At 71.4% G+C, this 23,967-nt stretch carries 19 protein-coding genes and 2 pseudogenes; 14 read left to right on the forward strand and 7 right to left on the reverse strand.

What is annotated here, in order from left to right; translation table 11 throughout:
- Window positions 1–104: 104 nt before the first annotated feature.
- Both murJ and FHX68_RS09075 read right to left on the reverse strand, forming a co-directional pair.
- The gene (gene murJ, locus FHX68_RS09070; protein ID WP_141379417.1) at window positions 105–1,715 is read right to left on the reverse strand and encodes a murein biosynthesis integral membrane protein MurJ; all 1,611 of its coding nucleotides are present in this window, start codon (window positions 1,713–1,715) and stop codon (window positions 105–107) included.
- Window positions 1,708–3,909 (reverse strand): DUF6049 family protein, encoded by a 2,202-nt coding sequence (locus tag FHX68_RS09075; protein ID WP_141379419.1) that lies wholly within the window; start codon window positions 3,907–3,909, stop codon window positions 1,708–1,710. The genes murJ and FHX68_RS09075 overlap by 8 nt, the downstream gene beginning before the upstream one ends.
- A gap of 120 nt (window positions 3,910–4,029) precedes the next feature.
- Between FHX68_RS09075 and FHX68_RS09080 the strand changes: the two genes are divergently transcribed.
- From FHX68_RS09080 to FHX68_RS09105, 6 genes are all read left to right on the forward strand, one after another.
- Window positions 4,030–5,661, forward strand: coding sequence for a DUF7059 domain-containing protein (locus FHX68_RS09080; RefSeq protein WP_141379421.1), 1,632 nt, complete (start codon window positions 4,030–4,032; stop codon window positions 5,659–5,661).
- 47 nt (window positions 5,662–5,708) lie between these two features.
- Complete coding sequence (locus tag FHX68_RS09085; protein WP_141379423.1) at window positions 5,709–7,151, forward strand: CCA tRNA nucleotidyltransferase; 1,443 nt, start codon at window positions 5,709–5,711, stop codon at window positions 7,149–7,151.
- A gap of 174 nt (window positions 7,152–7,325) precedes the next feature.
- Window positions 7,326–8,681 carry a helix-turn-helix domain-containing protein gene (locus tag FHX68_RS09090; protein ID WP_141920172.1) on the forward strand — a complete coding sequence of 452 codons (1,356 nt, stop codon included), beginning with the start codon at window positions 7,326–7,328 and terminating at the stop codon, window positions 8,679–8,681.
- Between the two features lie 75 nt (window positions 8,682–8,756).
- The gene (gene malQ, locus FHX68_RS09095; RefSeq protein WP_141379427.1) at window positions 8,757–10,892 is read left to right on the forward strand and encodes a 4-alpha-glucanotransferase; all 2,136 of its coding nucleotides are present in this window, start codon (window positions 8,757–8,759) and stop codon (window positions 10,890–10,892) included.
- 214 nt (window positions 10,893–11,106) lie between these two features.
- Complete coding sequence (gene exaC / locus FHX68_RS09100; protein WP_141920174.1) at window positions 11,107–12,654, forward strand: acetaldehyde dehydrogenase ExaC; 1,548 nt, start codon at window positions 11,107–11,109, stop codon at window positions 12,652–12,654.
- 1 nt (window position 12,655) lies between these two features.
- Window positions 12,656–13,057 (forward strand): DUF779 domain-containing protein, encoded by a 402-nt coding sequence (locus FHX68_RS09105; RefSeq protein WP_141379431.1) that lies wholly within the window; start codon window positions 12,656–12,658, stop codon window positions 13,055–13,057.
- Window positions 13,058–13,100: 43 nt separating this feature from the next.
- On the opposite strand, the gene FHX68_RS09110 is transcribed toward FHX68_RS09105, so the two are convergent.
- The 3 genes and pseudogenes from FHX68_RS09110 to FHX68_RS09125 form a co-directional block, all read right to left on the reverse strand.
- On the reverse strand, window positions 13,101–13,592 hold the full coding sequence (locus FHX68_RS09110) for a response regulator (RefSeq protein WP_425325864.1): 492 nt from the start codon (window positions 13,590–13,592) through the stop codon (window positions 13,101–13,103).
- A 93-nt stretch (window positions 13,593–13,685) separates the two neighbouring features.
- Window positions 13,686–13,994 (reverse strand): annotated as a pseudogene (locus tag FHX68_RS09120) (ATP-binding cassette domain-containing protein); the annotation flags it as partial.
- Window positions 13,991–14,965, reverse strand: a complete 975-nt coding sequence (locus tag FHX68_RS09125) for an IS481 family transposase (RefSeq protein WP_141920038.1) — start codon at window positions 14,963–14,965, stop codon at window positions 13,991–13,993. The pseudogene FHX68_RS09120 and the gene FHX68_RS09125, both read right to left, overlap by 4 nt.
- A 411-nt stretch (window positions 14,966–15,376) precedes the next feature.
- Between FHX68_RS09125 and FHX68_RS09130 the strand changes: the two are divergent.
- The 4 genes and pseudogenes from FHX68_RS09130 to FHX68_RS09145 all read left to right on the forward strand — a co-directional run bounded on the left by FHX68_RS09130 (window position 15,377) and on the right by FHX68_RS09145 (window position 20,906).
- A pseudogene (locus tag FHX68_RS09130) lies at window positions 15,377–17,008 on the forward strand (ABC transporter substrate-binding protein).
- Between the two features lie 109 nt (window positions 17,009–17,117).
- Window positions 17,118–18,218, forward strand: a complete 1,101-nt coding sequence (locus FHX68_RS09135) for an ABC transporter permease (RefSeq protein ID WP_141381372.1) — start codon at window positions 17,118–17,120, stop codon at window positions 18,216–18,218.
- Window position 18,219: 1 nt separating this feature from the next.
- Window positions 18,220–19,233 (forward strand): ABC transporter permease, encoded by a 1,014-nt coding sequence (locus tag FHX68_RS09140; protein ID WP_141381371.1) that lies wholly within the window; start codon window positions 18,220–18,222, stop codon window positions 19,231–19,233.
- The gene (locus FHX68_RS09145; RefSeq protein WP_141381370.1) at window positions 19,233–20,906 is read left to right on the forward strand and encodes an ABC transporter ATP-binding protein; all 1,674 of its coding nucleotides are present in this window, start codon (window positions 19,233–19,235) and stop codon (window positions 20,904–20,906) included. The genes FHX68_RS09140 and FHX68_RS09145 overlap by 1 nt, the downstream gene beginning before the upstream one ends.
- A gap of 145 nt (window positions 20,907–21,051) precedes the next feature.
- Here the strand turns inward: FHX68_RS09145 and FHX68_RS09150 are convergent, their stop codons facing one another.
- Window positions 21,052–21,624, reverse strand: a complete 573-nt coding sequence (locus tag FHX68_RS09150) for a TetR/AcrR family transcriptional regulator (protein ID WP_229661635.1) — start codon at window positions 21,622–21,624, stop codon at window positions 21,052–21,054.
- Window positions 21,625–21,689: 65 nt separating this feature from the next.
- The gene (locus tag FHX68_RS09155) at window positions 21,690–22,073 is read right to left on the reverse strand and encodes a hypothetical protein (RefSeq protein ID WP_141381368.1); all 384 of its coding nucleotides are present in this window, start codon (window positions 22,071–22,073) and stop codon (window positions 21,690–21,692) included.
- Between the two features lie 151 nt (window positions 22,074–22,224).
- On the opposite strand from FHX68_RS09155, the gene rpsF reads away from it, so the two are divergent.
- The 4 genes from rpsF (at window position 22,225) to rplI (ending at window position 23,861) form a co-directional block, all read left to right on the forward strand.
- The gene (rpsF, locus tag FHX68_RS09160) at window positions 22,225–22,563 is read left to right on the forward strand and encodes a 30S ribosomal protein S6 (protein ID WP_373288721.1); all 339 of its coding nucleotides are present in this window, start codon (window positions 22,225–22,227) and stop codon (window positions 22,561–22,563) included.
- Window positions 22,564–22,569: 6 nt separating this feature from the next.
- Window positions 22,570–23,070 carry a single-stranded DNA-binding protein gene (locus tag FHX68_RS09165; RefSeq protein ID WP_141381366.1) on the forward strand — a complete coding sequence of 167 codons (501 nt, stop codon included), beginning with the start codon at window positions 22,570–22,572 and terminating at the stop codon, window positions 23,068–23,070.
- A gap of 71 nt (window positions 23,071–23,141) precedes the next feature.
- Entirely contained in the window at window positions 23,142–23,396 is a 255-nt protein-coding gene (gene rpsR, locus FHX68_RS09170) for a 30S ribosomal protein S18 (RefSeq protein ID WP_141381365.1), read from the forward strand.
- A 12-nt stretch (window positions 23,397–23,408) separates the two neighbouring features.
- On the forward strand, window positions 23,409–23,861 hold the full coding sequence (rplI, locus tag FHX68_RS09175) for a 50S ribosomal protein L9 (RefSeq protein WP_141381364.1): 453 nt from the start codon (window positions 23,409–23,411) through the stop codon (window positions 23,859–23,861).
- The last annotated feature ends 106 nt before the right edge of the window (window positions 23,862–23,967 follow it).

Genomic DNA, 23,967 nt, shown 5'->3' on the forward strand with positions numbered 1-23,967 from the left:
CTGCGGATGCCCAGTGGCGGGCCCCAGCGCATTCAACCCATGGTAGCCGCGGGGCATTCCACGGGCGTGTGGGCGGAAGGGTGTCGGCGCCGTCAGCGGGGCGGTCAGCGTCCGAGCAGGCGGCGGACCGTGCGGGTCGCGATGGCGAGCTCGGGCGCGCGCAGCACCGCGAGCGCGGCGACGTAGACGAGCAGCGTGACGCCGCCCACGAGGGCAGCGCCGATCGCGCCGAGGAGCTTGTCGCTGGCCGCCCAGCCGTCCGTCCCGCCGAGGAGGAGGAACGTCGCCCAGCCGGCGGCGAACGCGGGCACCGCCGCGACGGCGAACCGGCCGAGAGCCCGCCAGGTGCTCCGGAGCGCTCCGGTGTCGGTGTGCCGCCGCAGCAGGCGCACCGCGAACGGCAGCTGCACGAACGTCGCGAGCGACTGCGTGAGCGCGACGCCGACCGCGAGGAAAGCCAGCGGCAGGAGGTCGAGGGCGACGGCCGCGAGGGCGAGCAGCGCGCCGAGCGCGGTGAGCACGGCCTGGGTGACGCCGAAGAAGAACGGCGTGCGGGTGTCTTGGAACGCGAAGAACGCCCGGCGGATCACCATGAGCACCCCGAACGGCACGAGGGCGACCAGGTAGGCGCAGACGACCCACGCGGTCGCGACGGCGCCGTCGGTGGTGTTGCTGAAGACGCGGGAGAGGGGTACGGAGGCCGCGGCGATCGCCGCCGTGAAACCGAACCCGAACACCGAGATCGCCCGGATCGACTCGTCGAGATTTGGGCCGACCGCGTCGAGCCGGCCCTCGGAGACCTCCTCCGCGAGCCGCGTGAAGTACGTGGTGGAGATCGACATCGCGACGATCGAGTGCGGCAGCATGAAGATCAGCCAGGCGTAGCCCATCACCGCGGTGCTCGCTTTGCCCGACGCCGCGCTCACGACCTGCGTCTGCACGATGTAGGCGAGCTGGCCGACGACGACGGCGAGGAACGTCCACCACGCGAGCGTGCCGATGTGGCGGAGACCGATGCCGCGCCAGCCGAAATCGGGGCGGATCCGCAGCTTCGTGCGCTTCCAGAAGAACAGCAGCACGACGGTCTGCAGCGCGATGCCGAGCGTCGCGGTGCCGCCGAGAAGCGCGATCATCGTGGGCGTCCAGTCGGAGATCTGCGTGTGCGGGCCACCGAAGACCACGAGGAAGATCGTGAAGCCGGCGATCGAGACGAGGTTGTTGACCGTGGGAGCCCAGCTGTACGGCCCGAACACCCGTCTCGCGTTCAGCGCTTCACCGAGCAGAGCGTAGAGACCGTAGAACAGCAGCTGCGGCAGCAGCCAGTACGCGAAGGCGACGGCCAGCGCGTGCTGCTCCGGAGGGTACGTCGCGGCGTACATCCAGATCAGCACGGGCGCGAGCGCCATGACGACCGCGGTCGCCCCGACGAGCACGACCGTCCCGAGGGTGAGCAGCTTCGAGACGAACCGCGATCCCCCGTCGGAGTGCGCGGCGGCCTTCACGATCTGCGGCACGATGATGCCCGTGATCACACCGGCCGCGAGCAGCTCGTAGACGTTCGTCGGCAGCGTCGCGGCGATCGCGAAGGCATCCGCCGGCCGGCTCATGTACGAGCCGATCACCGCGACGAGCAGGATCGAGCGGACGAGACCCGTCAGTCGCGAGACCAGCGTTCCCCCCGCGATGATGGCGCTGGCGCGACCGAGACTAGCCATCCGAGTCCTCCTTGCGGCGGCGCATCTTGCGCACCGTGCGCACGATGCCGATCACGATCATCGCGCCGACGAGGGTCGCCATCACGATGAGCCCCACCGACTCCCACTCGGCGCGCACCGTCACGTGCACGGGGACCGTGTCGCCGATCGCGACCATCTCCGGGCTCCGCAGCTGCAGGGAGAGCGTCGACTCGCCGCTGCCGACCCGCGCCTCCACGGGCACCTGCACGCGCGTGTTCTGCTCGGGCCCGGCTTCGACCTCGGTCGTGTTCTGCACGACGAGCCGCGGGTCGTTCGGGGTGGCGATGAGGCGCAGCGAGACCGGCCACGGTAGGTCGTTGCGCACCGAGAAGGTGAGCGGCGCGCTCGTCGCGGCGAGTGTGATGTCGCTCGGCGGCACGACCGCCACCGCCTCGAGCGTCTCCTGCGTCTGAGTGCGGTGGGCCTCGAGGGCGGCCGCGGCCTGCGCCGGCTGGGCGCGCCAGCCGTTGCCGAGGAGCTGCAGGATCGACGCGCGCTCGCGTGCGGTGATGAGCGCGGGGTCGGCGAGGATCGTCGCGAAGTCGGTCAGCTCGTCCTCACCGGCGAGGAGCGCCGTGAGGTCGGCGGCGCGGTCGGTGGGCACCTCGCCACCGGCGATCGAGAGCGTCGCGGCGGGGGCGGCGGTGAGCGTGGCGAGGTCGGTCGCGGCACGGCCGGCGAGATGCGTCCCCGCGACGACGGCGGCGCGGGCGCCCGCTCCCGTGACTTCGCTCGGCCGGTCGAGCGCGACGAGGAGGGGAGCGCTCGGGTCGGCCGCGACGGCGAGGGCGGCGTAGGCGGATGCCTCGGCCAGCGCCTCGGCGCGGGTGAGGGGCGTGTCGGTGGCGGCGGCCGTGGCGAGTGCGCGCGAGGCATCCGCGTCGTAGACGAGCACCTGGGCGCCGTTCGCTGTCCCTCGGGCGCCGGCGGCAGCCTGCGTCTCGGAGCCGGTGACGGTCTCGGAGTCGACGAGGGTGATCGAGGCGATGTCGTCGACGGTGAGCGCGCCGAGGGCGGCGACGACGTCGGCCGTCGCGGTGCCCGAGGCGGGCCAGAACACCGAGCCGGTGCCGGCGCCGATGTCGGTGAGCTGTGCGAGGGTGGGCAGCGTCGGGCCGGTGCCGGTGCCGGTGTTGCCGGTCGGGGTGGGCGTGGGGGCGGGGTCGCCGGTGGGGCCGGGCGTCGGGTCGGCGGTGGGGTCGGCGGAGCCGGAAGGAGCGGGGCTGGGGGTGATGCCGGTGAAGTCGGATTCGGTGAGATAGGGGGCGAGGGTCGACACCGTGAGGGGCGTCGACTGGCCGGCGGCGACCTGCGCGGCGAGGTCGGCGTCGCCGAACTGCAGCGCGAACCGCGAGTTCGGCAGCTGCAGGAGATCGGCGAGCCACCGGGTGGCGCTCGCCGGTGCAGACGTGCCGAGCACACGGATGGCGGCGACGATCGCCGGGTCGACGGCGAGGATGGCGGCGGTGCCGGAGACGGCGTCGAGCTGCGCGCGCAGCTCGCCGTCCGGTGCGGTCAGTTCGGCGAGCTCGGTGCTCGTGAGGAGGCCCGTGGACTGAGCGGGTGCGGTGAGGGGGGCGACGAGCCCGAGGGCGCCGGTGCCGGCGTCGCCGGGCACGACGAACACGCTCACGGCCGTGGTGGTCGACGCTCCGCTGCCGTAGTCGGCGCGCAGCGGGTAGACGCCGGGCGCGAGCGCGGCGAGGGCGGTCGCATCGAGCGAGAGCGTCGCGCTGCCGACACCGAGCGGAACGATCGAGGGCACCTCGCCGTCGGCGACCGCAAGTTCGGTGCGTGCGGCGTCGGCGGCCGGTGCGGCGAGCCACGCTTTCACGTCGGCCCGCGTCGCGAGCGCCTGCGTCGACGTGGTGAGGTGCACCGACGACGCCGGCACGGTCGATCCCGTCGCGTTGCGCGCCGACACCGACACGGCGAGCGGCTGCCCCGCGGTGACGACGCCGTCCGCCGACGGGGCGACCGCGAAGGTCACCGTCGACGCGTCGCCGGTGGCGGCCGGGGCCGTGGTCGCGGTCGCGGTCGCTGGCGACGATGCGCTCGGCGCCGCCGCGGCCGGGCCGGCCAGCGCGAGCGTCAGCAGTGCCGAGAGCATCGCCGGAGCGGCGGCGAGTCGGCGCAGGCGGTGGCGCACAGAAGCGGAGAGGCTGGGGGTCATGACGCGAATCGGGTCGGGTGCGATCCATGCCGCACGATCAGCTGCGATTCTAGGGTGACACCCCTGTGCGCGCCCCGAGACCGGCCGCACGTGCCCGAATGACGACGATGGGATGCCCCGGTGAGCAGTGACCTCGCGCCCGAACCCGACCCGGCGCTCGTCGCCCGGCTGCGCGCCGATCTCTCGGACGCCGGCTACACCGCCGACGCCGTGCGCGAGGCGTGGGGGCCGCTCGCCGACGAGGCCGTGGGGCACGGACTGCACGGTCCGGCGCTGACCGCGCTCGCCCGTCTCGACCCGGATCCGGCCGCCGATCCCGCCCCCGACCCCACCGCTGCTGGCGCGCGCGACGCGGTGGCCGTGCTCGCGCGACTGCTGTTCCTGGGCGTGCCGACGTCACGGGCATCCGTCGACCGCGTGCTCGTGCGCACCGGCGCCGGCGGGCTCGCCGCGCTCGGGCTCGCCGAGATCGACGGCGACGAGGTGCTGCCCCGCGCGCTCGTGCGGCCGCAGGACTTCGCCGACGACGGGGCCGGTGCCGCCGCCGGCGATGACACCGGCGAACGGACGGGCCAGTGGTGGATCGCGAGCGACCTCGACGAGGCCGCCCTGGGTGGGGCGCTGCCGATCGGGCACGTGCTCGGTGTCGGAGGTGCCTCGCTCACCCTCGCCGGGCTGCAGCTGCCGACCCACGCCGAGCGGGTGCTCGACCTGGGCACCGGGTGCGGCATCCAGGCGTTGCGCGCGCGGCGGTTCGCCGAACGGGTCGTCGCGACCGACGTGTCGGAGCGCGCCCTCGCCTTCACCCGCCTGAACGCGCTGTTGAACGGCGTCGACGGCATCGAGACGCGGCTCGGCAGCCTGTTCGAGCCCGTGCGTGGCGAGGTGTTCGATCGCGTCGTCTCGAACCCGCCGTTCGTCATCACGCCGCGGGTCGCCGGGGTGCCCGAGTACGAGTACCGCGATGCGGGGCTCGCCGGCGACGACCTCGTCGCCGCGTTCGTGACCGGTGTCGGCGAGGTGCTCGCGCCCGGCGGCACCGCGCAGTTGCTCGGCAACTGGGAGTACCGCGACGGCGCCGATGGCTTGGGTCGGGTGCGCGCGTGGGTGGATGCCTCGCCGGTGCCGCTCGACGCGTGGATCGTCGAGCGCGAGCAGCTCGACCCGCTCGCCTACGCCGAGCTGTGGGTGCGCGACGGCGGTACCGCGCCGGGAACGCCCGGCTACGGCGCGCTCGTCCAGGCGTGGCTCGCCGACTTCGCCGCGCGCGGCGTCACCGCCGTCGGGTTCGGGTACCTGCTGCTGCGGCGCGTGCCGGAGGGCGCCGACGCGCCCGCGCTCCGCCGCTTCGAACGGCTCACGCAGCCCATCGGCGCGCGTGAGGGCGGCCTCGGCGCACACCTGGCGGCCGCGCTCGAGGCATCCGATGCGCTGTCCGCGCTCGACGACGACGCGCTCGCCGCGGCGCGACTCGTGGTCGCGGGCGACGTGACCGAGGCGCGCCACCACCTGCCCGGGGCCGAGGCGCCGAGCGTCATCGAACTGCGCCAGGGCGGCGGTTTCGCCCGCACGCTCGAGGTCGACCCCGCGCTCGCCGCGCTCGTCGGGGCATCCGACGGCGAGCTGCCCGTCGGTGTGCTCGTCGACGCGATCGCGGATCTGCTCGAGGTGGATGCTGCGGCGCTCCGCGCCGACCTGCTGCCGCGCGTGCGCGAGCTCGCCGTGATGGGGTTCCTGCGCCCGGTCGCGTGAGCTGTCCCCACTCCGGGCGCGCGCGGGCGCCGGGTACGCTGGAATCCATGCTCAACATGGCCGCGGGCCTCGACCGACTGGGGGCGCTCGCGACCTCGCCGATCGTCGCGCGCCTGGGCGCCGCCTTCGCCGAGGCGGGCTTCGAGCTCGCGATCGTCGGCGGCCCGGTGCGCGACGCCCTGCTCGGCCGCCCCGTGAACGACCTCGACTTCGCGACCAACGCACGCCCCGACGAGACCCTGCGGATCGTGAAGCCCCTGGCATCCGCCACCTGGGACATCGGCCGCGCGTTCGGCACGATCGGCGCGAAGGTGCCGGGGCCGGACGGCACGTTCGAGCAGGTCGAGATCACCACCTACCGCGCCGACAGCTACGACGGCGTCACCCGCAAGCCCGTCGTCGCCTTCGGCGACACCCTCGAGGGCGACCTCGCACGACGCGATTTCACCGTCGGCGCGATGGCCCTGCGCCTGCCGGTCCCCGCGCTCGTCGACCCGACCGGCGGGGTCGAGGACCTCATCGGCGGCGTCCTGCGCACGCCCGGCGACCCCGACGTCAGCTTCGGCGACGATCCGCTCCGGATGCTGCGGGCCGCGCGGTTCGCCGGCCAGCTCGGGTTCGACGTCGCCCCCGACACCGTCGAGGCCATGGCGCGGCTGCGCGAGTCGATCCGCATCGTCAGCCCCGAGCGCGTGCAGGGCGAGCTCGTGAAGCTGCTCGCCAGCGACGATCCGGTGCGAGGCATCCGCCTGCTCGTCGACACCGGACTCATGGCCGAGATCGTGCCCGAGGTGCCGGCCCTCCGGCTCGAGATCGACGAGCACCACCACCACAAGGACGTCTACGAGCACTCGCTGACCGTGCTGCGGCAGGCGATCGACCTCGAGCACGAGCGGCACCCCGGCGAGGCCCCCGACGTGACGCTGCGCCTCGCGGCGCTGCTGCACGACATCGGCAAGCCCGCGACCCGCACCCTCGAGCCGGGGGGCGGGGTCAGCTTCCACCACCACGACCTCAAGGGCGCGCGGATGGCACGCAAGCGCCTGCAGGCGCTGCGGTTCGACTCCGACACGATCGGCGCCGTCAGCCAGCTGATCGAGCAGCACCTGCGCTTCTTCGGCTACTCGGAGGGCGCCTGGACCGACTCGGCCGTCCGCCGTTACGTGCGCGACGCGGGGGATCAGCTCGAGCGGCTGCACATCCTCACCCGCGCCGACGTCACGACCCGCAACCGCCGCAAGGCCGCGCGACTCGGCGCGGCCTACGACGACATCGAGCGGCGCATCGCCGAGCTCGCCGCGCAGGAGGAGCTCGACGCGATCCGCCCCGAGCTCGACGGCAACCGCATCCAGGAGGTCCTCGGCATCGGACCGGGTCGCGAGGTCGGTGCGGCGTACCGGTTCCTGCTCGACCTACGCCTCGACGAGGGGATCATCGGCCCGGATGCCGCCGAGGAGCGCCTGCGCGCCTGGTGGACCGCCCGCGCCTGACCGGTACGCGCGCGACCGCCGCGCTCGCCGCGCCGTCGCGTGACGAATGCAGGAGATCCGGCCGCCGGCTGCCCGAAATCGCCCGCCTGCGCCGCCCGCGCCACGAAACTCCTGCAATCGTCACGCGACCCACCTAGACTCGCTGGCATCCCATCACCGCCGATCGGAGGCGCCGTGCCCTCGCCATGGTCGTCGCGGCGCGAGGTCTCGCCCGAGACATCGCGCCTGCTGATCGAGCGCGCACACGACGAGTTCGTCGGCGGGAATGACGCCGACCCGCGGCTGCGGCAGGTGCGCGGGCTCGTGCAGGACTCGTGGCGCCGTTCGTTGGCCCACCTCGTCGGACCCGACGGCACGCCACCGCTCGACCTCACGTCCGAGGAGCTCGAGGCCTACCGCAGCGCGCATCCGCTCGCCGGCGCGATCGACATGATCCGCGCCCTGCTGCTGCCCGGGGGCGACCCCGAGGCCGACGCGGGCGTCGTGGTCGCCGTCGGCGACGCCGAGGGGCGGCTGCTCTGGGTCGAGGGCGATCGGCGCGTGCGCGACCTGACCGGCGCCATGGGCTTCGTCGCCGGGGCGAACTGGTCGGAGGCGGTCGTCGGCACGTCCGCGCCCGGCACCGCCGTCGCCCTCGGGCGGTCGGTGCAGATCCACGGCGCCGAACATTTCAACCGGCACGTCGCTCCGTGGTCGTGCACGGCGGCGCCGGTGCACGATCCCGAGACCCGGCGCCTGCTCGGCGTCATCGACGTGACGGGCGACGCCGAGGCGGCGACGCCGCAGGCGCAGCTGTTGGTGGATGCCACGGCGAGGGCGATCGAGGGCGAGCTGCTCGTCGCGCGCCTGCGCGCTCGGGCCGCCGCGACGGCGGCGCCGATCCCGGTGCGTCGCGGCGGCGCGCGACGAGCGACGCGGGCCCCGCGCGCGCCCGAGACGGCGACCCTGCGCGTGCTCGGACGCGATCGGGGACTGCTGGAGGTGACCGGCGCGGGCGGCGAGACGATCGCCGAGCTGTCGGGTCGGCACGCCGAGATCCTGCTGCTGCTCGCGATCCATCGCCAGGGCCTCTCCGCCGATCGCCTCACCGAGCTCGTCTACGGACCGGGGGGCGGTGACGGCACGCTCCGGCCCGAGATGGTGCGGCTGCGGAAGGTGCTCGAGCGGACGGCCCCGCACCTCGTGCCCTCCTCGCGCCCGTACCGGCTGCAGGCCGAGCTCGACACCGACGCGCACCAGGTCATCTCGCTGCTCGACCGGGGCGCGCACCGCGTCGCCCTCTCGGCGTACCGCGGGCCGGTGCTGCCGGACTCGACCGCGCCCGGCGTCGAGGAGTTCCGCGAGTCGGTGCGCCAGGCGCTGCGCGAGGCGCTCCTCACCGAGGCATCCGTCGACGTGCTCCTCGCCTACGCCGACACCGCCGACGGCCAGGACGATGCGGAAGTGCTGCGGCTCGCCCTCGAGATGCTGCCCGCGCGCTCGCCGCGCCGCGCCGGACTCGTCGCCCGCCTGGAGAAGCTCGAGGCCTGAGGCGCGACTATTTCCGGCCCGCGCCCGTGCCGCGACGCGGCGGTTCCTGGCATGATGGCGGGGACGGAGGCATCCATGACCGATGACAGCCCCACCCCCGACCTCGCCCGGCTCGCCGAGGCGCACGGCATCGCGACGGAGTACTGGTCGTTCTTCGGCGACCGCGTGCAGGTGCCCGCGCCGACGCTGCGCGCGGTGCTGACCGCGATGCACGTCGACACGAGCACGGATGCCGCGGTCGCGGCCGCTCTCGCCGAGGCCGACATCGCGCCGTGGCGGGCGCTCCTGCCGCCCTCGTTCGTCTCGCGCCCCGGCGCCCGCCCGCTGCCGGTGCACGTGCCCGACGGGCACGATGTGCGCCTCGTCGTCGCCCTCGAGGACGGCTCGTGGCGCGACCTGCCGATCCCGAACCAGCAGCCCGTCGCGCGAGAGGTCGACGGCGTGACCGTGTGGCGCATCGAGGTGCCGCTGCCGGGCGACTTCCCCCTCGGGTGGCACACCGTGCACGCCTTCCTCACGCCGTTCGGCTCCGCGGAGGAGACGGCGGCCGCCCACGCAGGCCTGGTCGTCACCCCCGAGCGCATGCCCGACCCGCCGACGCGCCGCGGCCGCTCCCGCGGGTGGGGACTCATGGCGCAGTTGTACTCGGTCCGCTCGCATGCCTCGTGGGGCATGGGCGATTTCGCCGACCTGGGCGACCTCGCCGCGATCGCCGGGCGGGAGGGTGCCGACTTCCTGCTCGTGAACCCCGTGCACGCCGCCGATGTCACGAGCCCGATCGAGCCGTCGCCGTACCGGCCCGCGTCGCGCCGGTTTATCGCACCGCTGTACGTGCGCCCCGAAGACATCCGCGAGGTCGCCTACCTGACCCCCACCGAGCGCGCCGTCGTCGAGGCGGCGCGCACGCCGGTCGCCGCGTCCAACGACGACCCGACCCGGATCGACCGCGACGCCGTATGGGCGGCCAAGCGCGTCGCGCTCGAAGCGATCTTCGTCGTGCCGCTGAGCGCCGGCCGGCAGGCCGAGCTCGACGCGTTCGCCGCGGGCGAGGGGCAGCCGCTGCAGGACTTCGCCCTCTGGTGCGCGCTCGAAGAGCACTACGAGGGCGCCGAGCGGCCCGCCGAGGCGTGGGACATCGACTCGCCGCTCGTCGAGGCGCTCCGCGCTCAGCTCGCCGATCGGGTGCGGTTCCACGTGTGGCTGCAGTGGATCTGCGATCAGCAGCTCGAACGCGCGCAGGCCGCAGCCCAGGCATCCGGCATGCCCATCGGCGTCATGCACGATCTCGCCGTGGGTGTGCATCCGCAGGGGTCGGATGCTTGGTCGCTCCGCCCCATGTACGCGCAGGGGATGGCCGTGGGCGCGCCGCCCGACATGTACAACCAGCAGGGGCAGACCTGGAATCAGCCGCCGTGGCTGCCCGCCGCGCTCGCCGCGAGCGGGTATGCGCCGCTGCGCGACATGATCCGGACGCTCCTGCGGCACGCCGGAGCGCTGCGGATCGATCACGTGATCGGGCTGTTCCGGCTGTGGTGGATTCCCGAGGGCCTCTCACCCGCCGCCGGCACCTACGTGCGCTACGACCACGAGGCGATGATCGGGGTGCTGATGCTCGAGGCGCAGCGCGCCGGGGCGGTGCTCATCGGCGAGGATCTCGGCAACGTCGAGCCAGGGGTGCGCGATTACCTGTCCGATCGGGGGATTCTCGGAACCAGCGTGCTGTGGTTCGAGCGCGAGGGCGACGGCTTCCGTCCGCCCGAGCAGTACCGCCGGTCGGTCCTGGCGACCGTGAACACGCACGACCTGCCGCCGACCGCCGGGTACCTCGCCGACGAGCACGTGGCGCTCCGCGCCCGGCTGGGCCTGCTGACCCGCCCCGTCGAGGAGGAGCTCGCCGACGCGGACGCCGAGCGCACCGCCATGCTCGACCTGCTCCGGCAGCGCGGGCTGATCGGCGATGCGCCGACCGAGGCCGAGGTCATCGAGGCGCTGTACGCCCTCAACACGCAGACCCCGTCGCAGCTGATCGGGGTGGCCCTCGTGGATGCCGTGGGCGAGCGCCGCACGCAGAACCAGCCCGGCACCGACACCGAGTACCCGAACTGGCAGATCCCGCTCGCCGACGGCGAGGGCCGGGCAGTGCTGCTCGACGACCTGGCATCCGATCCGAGGTTCACTCACCTGACCGCCGCCGTCGACGCCGCCTTCTGAGTCGCGCCCCCGCCGGGCGCCGTCGCGAGTCGTCGGACCGGTGGTGCTCGTGTTGCCAGAAAAGCCGCCGTAGGCAACACCAGCACCACCGATCCGACGCCTGATGACGGCCCGCCCCACCCCGCAACGGAATGCAACGTTGCGCGGCGTAGTGTCCCCGGCATCCGAACCGCGGCAAGGGATGCCGCAGATCATGAGCGTCGAAGGAGACAGCATGACCATCGTCGAAGAGGGCGTCTCGAGCGTCTATGCGGCACCCGGCCAGCGGGGCGCCGTCGCCGACTACCGCCCCCGGTACGGCCACTACATCGGCGGCGAGTTCGTCGAGCCCCTCAAGGGCGGCTACTTCGAGAACATCACCCCCGTGACCGGAAAGCCATTCACCGAGGTCGGCCGCGGCACCGTCGAGGACATCGACCGCGCGGTGGATGTCGCCTGGAAGGCGTTCGAGTCGTGGAAGAAGACCACGCCCGCCGAGCGCGCCAACATCCTCAACAAGATCGCCGACCGCATGGAGGCGAACCTCGAGAAGATCGCCGTCGCCGAGACGTGGGAGAACGGCAAGCCCGTCCGCGAGACGCTCGCCGCCGACATCCCGCTCGCGATCGACCACTTCCGCTACTTCGCCGGCGTGCTGCGTGCCCAGGAGGGCACGCTCAGCCAGATCGACGAGAACACCGTCGCTTACCACTTCCACGAGCCGCTGGGCGTCGTCGGCCAGATCATCCCGTGGAACTTCCCGATCCTCATGGCCACGTGGAAGCTCGCCCCGGCGCTCGCCGCGGGCAACTGCGTCGTCCTGAAGCCCGCCGAGCAGACCCCGGCATCCATCCTGTTCCTCTTCGAGATCATCGGCGACCTGCTGCCGGCGGGCGTCGTGAACATCGTCAACGGCTTCGGCATCGAGGCGGGCGCCCCGCTCGCGCAGCACAAGGGCATCCGCAAGGTCGCGTTCACCGGCGAGACGACGACGGGCCGCCTCATCATGCAGTACGCGTCGCAGAACCTCATCCCGGTGACGCTCGAGCTCGGCGGCAAGAGCGCGAACATCTTCTTCGAGGACGTCGCACGCCAGAAGGACTCGTACTACGACAAGGCGCTCGAGGGCTTCTCGTTCTTCGCCTTCGACCAGGGCGAGGTCTGCACCTGCCCGAGCCGCGCACTCATCCAGCGCTCGATCTACGACGGCTTCCTCGCCGACGGCCTCGACCGCGTCGGCAAGATCGTGCAGGGGAACCCGCTCGACCCGGCGACGATGATCGGCGCCCAGGCATCCAACGACCAGCTGGAGAAGATCCTCAGCTACATCGAGATCGGCAAGGCGGAGGGTGCGAAGCTCCTCGCCGGCGGCGAGCGGGTCGACCTCGGCGGCGAGCTGTCGGGCGGCTACTACGTCGCGCCGACGGTCTTCGAGGGGCAGAACTCGATGCGCATCTTCCAGGAGGAGATCTTCGGGCCGGTCGTCTCGGTGACGTCCTTCGACGGGTTCGACGACGCGATCTCGACGGCCAACGACACCCCGTACGGCCTGGGTGCGGGCGTCTGGAGCCGCTCCGCCGACACGATGTACCGCGCGGGTCGCGGCATCGAGGCCGGCCGCGTCTGGACGAACACTTACCACCAGTACCCCGCGCACGCGGCGTTCGGCGGCTACAAGCAGTCGGGCATCGGGCGTGAGAACCACCTGAAAATGCTCGACCACTACCAGCAGACGAAGAACCTGCTGGTGTCGTACGCCGAAGGCGCGATGGGCTTCTTCTGAGATGCACTCCCCCACCAGCAGGGTCGCCGTGACACCAGACGCGGCGGCCCTGCTGCGCCAACTGACGGCGCAGCACGGCCCGCTCATGTTCCACCAGTCGGGGGGATGCTGCGACGGCAGCGCCCCCATGTGCTACCCCGTCGGGATGTTCCTGACGGGGCCCTCCGACGTGCTCCTCGGCACGATCGACGCGGGTCTCGACGACCCGATCGAGGTGTACATGTCGGCGTCGCAGTTCGAGCACTGGAAGTACACCCACCTCACGATCGACGTCGTGCCCGGCCGCGGGGCGGGGTTCAGCGTGGAGGGCCCGACGGGCCTGCGGTTCCTCATCCGCAGCAGGATGCTGGATGCCGCCGAGCTCGAGGCCTTCGGCCTGGCATCCCCCACCGGCGCCGACTGACGGCGGCACGCGTCACCTGCCTCCGTGAGGACGGAGCGAGCCGTCAGAGCCACCCGTTCTCATCGGCGATGCGGGCGGCGTCGGCGCGGTTGCGGCCGAGGGCGGGGTCGACGACGCGCAGCCCCTGCGCGACGCGGCGCACGGCGTCGGCGAGCTGCGCGGCGGGGGTGTCCTTCACGACGAAGCCGGCGGCGCCCGCCTGCATCGCGCGTTTGAGAGAGCCCGGACGGCCGAACGTCGTCACGATGATGACCCGACACGTCGGCACGGCGGTGCGCAATTCCGCCGCGGCCTGGATGCCGTCGATGCCCGGCATCTCGATGTCGACGAGGGCGACATCGGGGAGCGCCGCGCGCGCAGCATCCACGACCTCATCGCCTCGCCCGACCTCGGCGACCACCTCGATGTCCCTCTCGAGACCGAGGAGTGCCGAGAGGGCGCCCCGCACGAGCGCCTGATCGTCCGCGATGAGCAGCCGGATGCCGCCGAGGGCGCCGATGAGCAGCCGGATGCCGCCGAGGGCGCCGCCAGTCACAATCGCACCCGCAGTCGCGCCCCGCCGAGATCGCTTCGCCCGACCGACAGCACGCCGCCCGCCGCCGTCACGCGCTCCCGCAGTCCGGCGAGCCCGTTCCCGCCGCTGCTGACCGCCCGAGCACACGCCGACGAGGCGCTCGGCGATGTCCGTGACGCCGGCGCGCTGCATGACCTCGTCGGTCGGGCGCGTGTCAGCGAACATGCTCCCGGTCAGCGCGAGCGTCTCGCGCACGGTGATGTCCTTCAGCAGCCCTCCGGTCTGGAGCACCGCCGACACGAGTCCGTGCGCGATCGCGGCGCGCGGCGACTGCCCGAACACGGCGACGCGACCGCCGTCCGGTTCAGACAGGCCGAGCAGCATGTCGATCGTGGTCGTCTTGCCCGCGCCGTTCGGTCCTAGGTGTACTGACCTCGACCGTTGTTGATTCGGTCGATGGGGGTTTTGCCTCCGATGCCGAGGTGGTGCCTGTCTAGGTTGTAGTAGTCGAGCCAGGTCGTCAACCCTGCTTTTCGGTCGTCGTTCGAGCTCCAGGGGCGGGCGTAGGCCCACTCGGTGGCGAGGGTGCGGTTGAGGCGTTCGACTTTCCCGTTGGTCCAGGGGCAGTGCGGTTTGATGAACCGCTGTCGGATGCCGTGCGCGTCGACCACGGCCTTGAACGCGGCCGAGTGGCGGTAAGCGAACGCGTTGTCGCTGATGACGCGTTCGACTGTGACGCCGAGGCGCGCGTAGAACGCGATCGCGCGGTCGAGGACGCCCGCCGCGGTGGTGCCTTTCTCGTCGTCGTGGATCTCCGCGTAAGCAACTCGGGAATGGTCGTCGATGACGGTGTGCACGTAGTCGTAACCCAGGCCCCGCTTGCGCGCAGGACGTTGCCCGCGGCCATGCAGACGCCATCCGCCGCCGTCGGGGATACGGCCGAGTTTCTTCACATCAACGTGGATCAGGGACCCGGGATGATCATGCTCGTAACGCTGCGCGGATCGGCGGGTCGCGCGGATCACGGACCCCGTGACCGGGTCCAGCTCCCGCAGCAACGGCACGTGGTGGCGGCGCAACACCCTACCGACCGTTGAGGCCTGCAAGCCGAGCTTGTCAGCGATGAACACCGGCCCACGCCGAGTGAGGTGCCGCATGATCCGCACCCTCGCCTCCACGCACGCTTTGGTCTGGCGAGGGTGGGAGCGGGCGACGCTGGAACGATCGATCAGGCCCGCCGGGCCGCACTCCCGGAACCTGCGCCACCACCGCCACGCGGTCGTGCGGGAGATCCCCATTTCCGCGGCAACATGCGCGACCGCACGCCCCGACTGGATGCGCTGAACCATGATCAACCGGCCGGCCGGAGTCAGCCGGGCATTAGCGTGAGACAAGAGAGACCTCCGTGCGTTTGAGCTGAAGAACTTAGACAGCTCCAACTCGACCCCGGAGGTCTCTCCTACGTCAACAACGATCTGGGTCAGTACACCTAGGAAGGCGACGATCTCGCCGGGTCGTATCGACAGATCGACGCCGTCGACGGCGCGGACGCCGCCGAAGCTCTTGCGCAGCCCCACGGCATCCACCGCGAGCAGTCCCTGGTTCTGATCCATACCTCGACGCTCTCGCAGAGTGGAAGCGGATGCCTCACACGCGCGTCACGTCCCCCTCATGACATCCGTCACGGTTTCGGTCTCGTTACAAAACGCCGTTGCGGCACGCAAGTCGGGGGCGCCGGGTGAAAGATAGCCGGAACGGATCGCGCGTCCCGTCGCGGTCGTCTTCACACAGCAGAGGTAACAGGTATGGCACTGCATCACTCCACGCGCGTGCGCCTTCTGGGCGCCGCGTCGGCGCTCGGCGTCGCGACCCTCCTCCTCGCCGGCTGCGCCGGCGGCGGTTCATCGGACCAGACCGGCGACGCGTCGGGTGAGGCGCTGATCGTCGGCACCACCGACAAGGTCACGACGCTCGACCCGGCCGGTTCGTACGACAACGGTTCGCTCGCCGTGCAGACCCAGGTCTTTCCGTACCTGGTGAACACCGACTACAACTCCACCGAGGTCGTGCCCGACCTCGCCGAGTCGGCCGAGTTCACCGCGCCGAACGAGTACACGGTGAAGCTCCCCGCCGGGCTCAAGTGGTCGAACGGCCACGACCTGACGAGCTCCGACGTGAAGTTCTCCTTCGACCGCAACATCAAGATCGCCGACCCGAACGGCGCCTCGAGCCTGCTGTACAACCTCGACAGCGTCGAGACCCCCGACGACACCACCGTCGTCTTCAAGCTGAAGACCGACAACGACCAGGTGTTCCCGTTCATCCTGACGAGCTTCCCGGGCGCGATCGTCGACGAAGAGGTCTTCTCCGCCGACGCGGTCACCCCCGACCAGGACATCGTGGATGCCGACGCGTTCGGCGGCCCGTACAAGATCACCTCGTGGGACTTCAACAAGTCGGTCGAGTTCACGCCGAACGAGAACTACCAGGGCCTGCTCGCGGCGCCCGTCAACGCCGGCGTCATCCTCAGCTACTTCGCCGAGTCGTCGAACCTGAAGCTCGCCGTGCAGCAGGGTGACATCGACGTGGCCTACCGCAGCCTGTAGGCCACCGACGTCGACGACCTGAAGGGCAACGACGACGTGAAGGTCGTCGACGGCCCCGGCGGCGAGATCCGCTACATCGTCTTCAACTTCAACACGCAGCCGTACGGCGCGACCACCGCCGAGGCCGACCCGGCCAAGGCGCTCGCCGTCCGCCAGGCCGTCGCCGACCTCGTCGACCGCGAGGCGATCAGCGACCAGGTCTACAAGGGCACCTACACCCCGCTCTACTCCTACGTGCCCGAGGGCTTCACCGGTGCGACTGACGCGCTGAAGGGCCTGTACGGCGACGGCAACGGCGCGCCGGATGCCGCGAAGGCGAAGGCCACGCTCGAGGCCGCCGGTGTCACGACGCCCGTCAAGCTCAGCCTGCAGTACAGCCCCGACCACTACGGCCCCTCGTCGGGTGACGAGTACGCGCTCGTCAAGTCGCAGCTGGAGAAGGACGGCCTGTTCACCGTCGACCTGCAGTCGACCGAGTGGGTGCAGTACTCCAAGGACCGCACCGCCGACGTGTACCCCGCGTACCAGCTCGGCTGGTTCCCGGACTACTCCGACGCCGACAACTACCTGACGCCGTTCTTCCTCGAGAAGAACTTCCTCGGCAACCACTACGTCAACCCGGAGGTCAACGACCTGATCCTCCAGCAGGCGGTCGAGCCGGATGCCGCGAAGCGGACCGCGGAGATCGAGAAGATCCAGGAGCTCGTCGCCGGCGACCTCTCGACGGTGCCGCTGCTGCAGGGCGCACAGGTGGCCGTGACCGGAGCGGATGTCAGCGGGGTGACGCTCGACGCGTCGTTCAAGCTGCGCTTCGCGCCGATCACGAAGTAACACCGCGTATCGACTCGCTCGCTCGGCGACCGGTGGGGTCCACCCCCGGTCGCCGAGCGGGCATCGCCCGGCGAGTCGACGCGCCCTGTCGCACGTAAGGTAAACACCCATGACCACCGATGCCGCGGCGGCCCTCGTCGCCGAGCCGCCTCCCGCCATGGAGGTGCCGCGCCGCCGTCCCGGCAGCGGCGGCCAGCTCTGGCGCTACATCCTGCTCCGCTTCCTGCTGATCGTCCCCACCGTCCTGATCCTCGTCACGCTGGTGTTCTTCCTCATCCGCATGACGGGCGACCCGATCACCGCCGCCCTCGGCGGGCGCCTGCCGGCCGATCAGCTCGCCGAGCGCATCCACGAAGCGGGCTACGACCGCCCCATCTTCGTGCAGTACCTGGAGTACCTCGGGCAGATCGCCCGCTTCGACTTCGGCACCACGATCACCGACAAGCAGCCGGTCGTGCAGGTGATCGCGACCTACGGCCTGGCCACTTTCGAGCTGGTCGTGTACTCGCTCGTCGTCGCCTTCATCGTCGGCATCCCGCTCGGCATGGTCGCCGCGGCGCTCCGCGACCGGTGGCCCGACGCGATCCTGCGCGTGAGCGCCATCCTCTTCTACGCGACGCCCGTCTTCTTCGCGGGCCTCGTCGCCAAGCTCGTCTTCTCGGTGTGGCTCGGCTGGCTGCCGGTGTCGGGACGGGCGAGCGCCCGCACCGAGATCGCGCTGAACCGCGGGGGCGGCGGCACGGGCATCTATCTCATCGACGCGATCGCCAGCGGCAACCCGAACTACGTGTGGGATGTCCTCTCGCACGCGGTCCTGCCCGCGCTGACGCTGGGCCTGCTGACCGCGGGCATCTTCCTGCGCCTCGTGCGCACGAACGTCATCGGCACCTACAACATGCCCTACATCGACGCGGCGCGTTCGCGGGGTGTGCGGGAGCGGCGCCTCGTGCGCACGCACGCCTACAAGCCCGCGCTCATCCCGATCATCACCGTGATCGGCCTGCAGATCGCGCTGATGCTCGGCGGCGCGGTGCTCACCGAGACGACGTTCGAGTGGAAGGGCCTCGGCTTCCAGCTCGCGGCCTACCTCTCCGCGCGCGACTTCGTGGCGGTGCAGGGCATCGTCGCGATGATCGCGATCATCGTCGCCCTCACCAACTTCGCGGTGGATGTCATCGCCGCCTTCATCGACCCGCGAGTGAGGTACTGACATGGCGCAACGCCGCCTGATCGACCGCTCGAGGCTCGAGCGGCTCCCCGTCATCCATCAGCTGCGCCAGAGCGTGGGTCTGCAGCGCGGCATGCTCGTGGCGGGCCTCGTGCTCACCGGGATCTTCCTGCTGTGCGCGCTCCTCGCCCCGTGGATCGCGCCCTACAGCTACAGCCAGCTGAGCGGCGCCGACGGCGCCAACTTCGGCGCGCAGCAGCCGCCGAGCGCGGCGCATCCGCTCGGCACGACCGTCGGCGGGTACGACGTGCTCTCGCGCGTCATCTGGGGTGCGCAGACCGCGCTCATGGTGGTCGTCGTCGCGATCGCGATGTCGGTCGTCCTCGGCATCGTGCTCGGTCTCGTCTCGGGGTACCTCGGCGGCTGGGTCGACCGCGTGGTGGTCGTCGTGGCGGATGCCATCTACGCGTTCCCGACCCTGCTGCTCGCGATCGTCGTGGCCATCGCCATCAACAACGGCCAGTCGGGCCTCTGGCCCGGGATCATGGCGGCCGCGGCATCCATCACGGTCGTCTTCATCCCGCAGTACTTCCGCGTCGTCCGCGCTGAGGTCGTGCGGGTCAAGAGCGAGGCGTTCGTCGAGTCGGCGCGCGTGATCGGGGCATCCACGCCGCGCATCATGTTCCGGCACGTGCTGCGCAACTCCACCCGCACGCTGCCGCTCATCGTGACGCTCAACGCCTCCGAGGCGATCGCGACGCTCGCCGCGCTCGGCTTCCTCGGCTTCGGCATCCAGCCGACCGTCGCGGCCGAGTGGGGGTTCGATCTCAACAAGTCGACCTCCGACGTCGCGGCGGGCATCTGGTGGACGGCGATCCCGCCCGGCATCGCGATCGTGCTGACGATCCTCGGCATCACGCTGATCGGTGAGAGCCTCAATGACCTCGCCGATCCGCGGCTGCGCGCGCGGCGCCGGTCGAAGGCGTCGCAGACCCCCGCCGACGCGGTGGCGGCGCACCAGCCGACCGCGCAGGAGTTCATGGGAGAGGTGCAGTGATGGCCCCGGATGCAGGCAGCGGCCTCGCCGTCGAGATCCGCGATCTCGACGTCACCTTCTCGATCGACGGCGGCGACGTGCACGCGGTGCGGGACGTCTCGCTCGACGTGCGGCCGGGCGAGGTGCTCGCGATCGTCGGCGAATCGGGCAGCGGCAAGACGGTGACCGCGCGGTCGATCCTCGGGCTCCTGCCCGAGACGGCGACGACGCGCGGCGCGGTGATCCTCGACGGGACCGAGGTCGTCGGGCTGTCGGGCGAGCGGCTGCGCGAGATCCGCGGTACGAAGGCCGCGATGATCTTCCAGGAGCCCTCGACGGCGCTGAACCCCGTGTTCACCGTCGGCTGGCAGCTCGCCGAGGGTCTGCGGGCGCACGGCGCGTACTCGAAGAAGCAGGCGCGGGCGAAGGCGATCGAGATGCTCGAGCGGGTCGGCATCCCCGAGCCCGCGCGGCGGGTCGACGACTACCCGCACCAGTTCTCCGGCGGTCAGAAGCAGCGGATCGTCATCGCGATGGCACTCGCCCTCGGCCCGTCGGTGCTGCTGGCCGACGAGCCGACGACCGCGCTCGATGTCACCGTGCAGGCCGAGATCCTCCACCTGCTGCGGCGTCTTCGCGACGAGACCGGCACGGCGATCGTGCTCATCACGCACAACATGGGCGTCGTCGCCGATCTCGCCGACCGCGTCGCGGTCATGCTGAACGGCGAGGTCGTCGAGACGGCGCCCGTCGTCGAGCTGTTCGCCGCGCCGCAGCACGAGTACACGAAGCGCCTGCTCGCCGCCGTGCCGCGCGTGCAGCTGGTCGACCGGCCGCTGCCCGCATCGGCGGATGCCACGGCGACGCCGGTCGTCGAGGCGAAGGGTCTCGTGATCGAGTATCCCGGCCGGCTCGGCAGCCCGACGTTCCGCGCCGTGCAGGGCATCGACTTGTCGATCCGACCCGGCGAGGTGCTGGGGCTCGTCGGCGAGTCGGGCTCCGGCAAGACGACGATCGGGCGGGCGATCGCGGGCCTCACGCCCGTTGCCGGCGGGTCGCTGCGGGTGCTCGACACCGAGATGAACGGGGTGCGGGAGCGGCAGTTCCGGCGACGCCGCAAAGACCTCGGATTCGTCTTCCAAGACCCGGCGACGAGCTTCAACCCGCTCCTGACGATCGCGCAGTGCGTCGCCGAGCCGCTGATCGTGCACGGCGGGGCACGGAGCGCGGCCGACGCGCGGGACAAGGTCGACGAGCTGCTCGAGGCGGTGCAGCTGCCGAAAGCGTATGGCGACCGCTTCCCGCACGAGCTGTCGGGCGGGCAGCGTCAGCGCGCGTCGCTCGCGCGTGCGCTGGCGCTCGACCCGAAGCTGCTCGTCGCCGACGAGCCGACGAGCGCCCTCGACGTGTCGGTGCAGGCGCGGGTGCTCGACCTCTTCGCCGAGCTGCAGGACCGGTTCGGGTTCGCGACGCTGTTCATCACGCACGACCTGGCCGTCGTCGACATGCTCGCGCACCGCGTGATCGTGCTGCACCAGGGCCGGATCGCCGAGGAGGGACCGACCGCCGAGGTGCTCGGCAACCCGCACGACGACTACACGCGCCGGCTCATCGCCTCGCTCCCCGTCCCCGATCCGACGCTGCAGGCCGAGCGCCGCGAGGCCTGGCGGGCGGAGCAGGCCCAGCGGGGCTGAGGGCTGGGGTCGGGGCTGTTGCCCAGGCATCCACCCCCTCACCGACGCAGGAGAAATCACCGAGGCAGGACGGATGCCGGAGCAAACGTCCTGCCTTCGTGATTTCTCCTGTCTCCGTGATGCGGGTCGCGGGGCGACCCCGCGGTCAGCGCGCCGCCGGCTGAGCCCGCGCGATCACCTGGTCGCCGATCCAGCGCCGGTACCGGTCGGGCTGCCATCCGCTCTGGGCGACGAGCTGCTGGTATCCCTCCGGCGACATGAGGAAGGACAGCTCGTCGGCCAACGCGTCGGGGTCTCCCTGAGCCGGGATGACGCTCCGCCGAGCGAGCTCGGCGACGAGTCGGCGGTAATCCGCTCTGCGCCGGGCGAGCATCTCCTCGAGCGCGCCGGCGACCAGTTCGTCCGCTCCCGCGGCGCCCAGCAGGACCGTCCACAGTGCGTAGGCACGCGCGTTGGCGGCGACGATGCGCTCGACGATCGCGTCGAGCACGACGTCGTCGGGCAGGTCCATCAACCCGGCCCCCGCCCCGGTGTCGGTGAGCGAAGGGGCCGACTCGGTGCCGGCGAACCTCATCTCGAAGGCGGCGATCAGCAGCGCGGACTTGCTGCCACCGACCTTCACCGTCTCGGCAGAGATGCCGGCTTCGGCGGCGATCGCGGCGAACGTCGTGGCGTGGTAGCCGCGGGTCGCGAACAGTCGGGCGGCGGCGTCGAGCACGCGATGGCGAGTCTGCGCCGCCTGGGCGCTGCGCAGCGCGGATCGGTAGGGACGGGATGAATCCACTAGAACGCCGCCTCGTAGATCGCATCGGCTTGGGCGATCACCTCGTCTTGGCCCGGGAATGTCGTCGACGGGACGTCGCTGACGGCGTAGACCCCGTCTTCGTGCGGGTCGCTGCACGGCACGACGGGAAGTCGGTCGACTTCGTCGGAGGTGACCGCCGACGAGTTCACGCAATCGCCGACCTGCAGCTCGAACACGTCGGCATTGTCGTCGGCCTGCGTGATGGCGCCGTCGCGCTCGGGCAGCGTCGGTGCGGCGAAGGAACAGCCCGCCAGGGAAAGCGCGAATACCGTGGGCTCTCCGCGATATTCAGTGGTGCAGGCGGCCTCGCTCCGTGTTCTTGGCCGCCTCCTGCGCCCGGCGCTCCGCCGCGGGCGCCGCATCCGCTAGACTGTTGTGGTTGTCCGTCTGTCTGCGCCCCTCCGGCGTGCGCGGCGGGCACGTGCATCAACCCTCCTGATGCCGGGAAATGCCCGGCATCCGTTCTAGTCCGAAGGAGGTGGGTTAGTGACGCACTCATACCAGTACGAGCTCATGGTCATCCTCGACCCCGAGATCGACGAGCGTCAGGTCGCCCCCAAGCTCGACGGATTCCTCAAGGTGATCACCGGTGACGGTGGCACGATCGAGAACGTCGTCGTCTGGGGCAAGCGCCGCCTGGCATACGAGATCCAGAAGAAGAACGAGGGCATCTACGCCGTCGTCAACTTCACCGCCACGAGCGAGGCCACGCAGGAGCTCGACCGTCAGCTCAAGCTGAACGAGCAGATCATGCGCACCAAGGTGCTCCGCGCCGAGGAGGCGATCGCTCAGGTCGCCGCCGAGAAGGAGCGCGCCGAGGCCAAGGCCGCCCGCAAGGCAGCGAAGGCGTAACGGACGATGGCCGGCGAAACCTTCATCACCGTCGTGGGCAACCTCACGGCAGACCCCGAGCTGCGGTACACGCAGAACGGCCTGCCCGTCGCGAACTTCACGATCGCGTCGACGCCCCGCACGTTCGACCGTCAGGCGAACGAGTGGAAGGACGGCGAAGCGCTGTTCCTCCGCGCGTCGGTCTGGCGCGACTTCGCCGAGCACGTCGCAGGTTCCCTCACGAAGGGGATGCGCGTCGTCGCGACCGGTCGTCTGCGCCAGCGCAGCTACCAGGACCGTGAGGGCCAGAACCGCACCGCGATCGAGCTGGAGGTCGACGAGATCGGCCCGTCGCTGCGGTACGCGACGGCCCAGGTCACCCGCGCCGCCTCGAGCGGTGGCGGCGGTGGCGGCGGTCAGCAGGCGCGCCCGCAGGTGCAGCAGGAGGAGCCGTGGGCGACCCCTGGTTCCGCCGCTCCGGATGCCTGGTCGGCTCCGGGCTCCTACGGCGACGACACGCCGTTCTGATCCGCACGCGCGGCTCGGAAACCGTACAGATCTCGGATGCCTCGGCATCCACACAACGCTAAGGAAAAACAATGGCTGGAAAGGCTACCGGCGATCGCCGCAAGCCGCGGAAGGGCGCGAAGAACGCCGCTCCCGCGAAGGCGATCCGCGTCGGCGTCATCGACTACAAGGATGTCGCGACGCTTCGCAAGTTCATCTCGGAGCGCGGCAAGATCCGCGCCCGTCGTATCACCGGTGTCTCGGTGCAGGAGCAGCGTCTGATCGCCAAGGCGATCAAGAACGCGCGCGAAATGGCGCTCCTGCCTTACGCCGGCCCTGGCCGCTAAGGAGCACCCATCATGGCAAAGCTGATTCTCACGAACGAGGTTGCCGGGCTCGGAAGCGCCGGTGACGTCATCGAGGTCAAGAACGGGTACGCCCGCAACTACCTCATCCCCCAGGGCTTCGCCGTGGCCTGGACCCGTGGTGGCGAGAAGCAGGTGGCATCCATCCGTGCCGCCCGTGACGCCCGCGCGATCCACGACCACGAAGAGGCCGTCGCGCTCAAGGACGCCCTCGAGTCGGACAAGGTCAAGCTGTCGGTCAAGGCCGGCAAGGAAGGCCGCCTCTTCGGCGCCGTCAAGACCGCCGACGTGGCCGACGCCGTCAAGGCCGCCGGTCTCGGCGAGCTCGACAAGCGCAAGATCCACATCACCGCGCCGATCAAGGCCACGGGCGAGCACGAGGCGACCGTTCGCCTGCGTGACGACCTGACTGCCGTGATCACCCTGCAGGTGGTCGCCGCGAAGTAACCCTTCGCCGCCGGCACGGATGCCGCGGCCCTCCCCCTCTCGCAGGGGCGCGGGTCGCGGCATCCGTCGTCTCCGGCATCCTGTTCTATCGGTGTCGTCGCGGGGC

Origin of the sequence: Microbacterium lacticum (assembly GCF_006716815.1) — a bacterium.
GTDB lineage: Bacteria > Actinomycetota > Actinomycetes > Actinomycetales > Microbacteriaceae > Microbacterium > Microbacterium lacticum.

What these genes read in the sequence shown, in the direction of transcription:
- FHX68_RS09155 (WP_141381368.1), bottom strand. Translation starts at nt 22,073, where the DNA reads ATGCGGCGCCCGCGGCGGAGCGCCGGGCGCAGGAGGCGGCCAAGAACA.
- rpsF (WP_373288721.1), top strand. Translation starts at nt 22,225, where the DNA reads ATGGTCATCCTCGACCCCGAGATCGACGAGCGTCAGGTCGCCCCCAAG.
- FHX68_RS09075 (WP_141379419.1), bottom strand. Translation starts at nt 3,909, where the DNA reads ATGACCCCCAGCCTCTCCGCTTCTGTGCGCCACCGCCTGCGCCGACTC.
- murJ (WP_141379417.1), bottom strand. Translation starts at nt 1,715, where the DNA reads ATGGCTAGTCTCGGTCGCGCCAGCGCCATCATCGCGGGGGGAACGCTG.
- FHX68_RS09140 (WP_141381371.1), top strand. Translation starts at nt 18,220, where the DNA reads ATGGCGCAACGCCGCCTGATCGACCGCTCGAGGCTCGAGCGGCTCCCC.
- malQ (WP_141379427.1), top strand. Translation starts at nt 8,757, where the DNA reads ATGACCGATGACAGCCCCACCCCCGACCTCGCCCGGCTCGCCGAGGCG.
- FHX68_RS09085 (WP_141379423.1), top strand. Translation starts at nt 5,709, where the DNA reads ATGCTCAACATGGCCGCGGGCCTCGACCGACTGGGGGCGCTCGCGACC.
- FHX68_RS09165 (WP_141381366.1), top strand. Translation starts at nt 22,570, where the DNA reads ATGGCCGGCGAAACCTTCATCACCGTCGTGGGCAACCTCACGGCAGAC.
- exaC (WP_141920174.1), top strand. Translation starts at nt 11,107, where the DNA reads ATGACCATCGTCGAAGAGGGCGTCTCGAGCGTCTATGCGGCACCCGGC.
- FHX68_RS09135 (WP_141381372.1), top strand. Translation starts at nt 17,118, where the DNA reads ATGACCACCGATGCCGCGGCGGCCCTCGTCGCCGAGCCGCCTCCCGCC.
- rplI (WP_141381364.1), top strand. Translation starts at nt 23,409, where the DNA reads ATGGCAAAGCTGATTCTCACGAACGAGGTTGCCGGGCTCGGAAGCGCC.
- rpsR (WP_141381365.1), top strand. Translation starts at nt 23,142, where the DNA reads ATGGCTGGAAAGGCTACCGGCGATCGCCGCAAGCCGCGGAAGGGCGCG.
- FHX68_RS09105 (WP_141379431.1), top strand. Translation starts at nt 12,656, where the DNA reads ATGCACTCCCCCACCAGCAGGGTCGCCGTGACACCAGACGCGGCGGCC.
- FHX68_RS09145 (WP_141381370.1), top strand. Translation starts at nt 19,233, where the DNA reads ATGGCCCCGGATGCAGGCAGCGGCCTCGCCGTCGAGATCCGCGATCTC.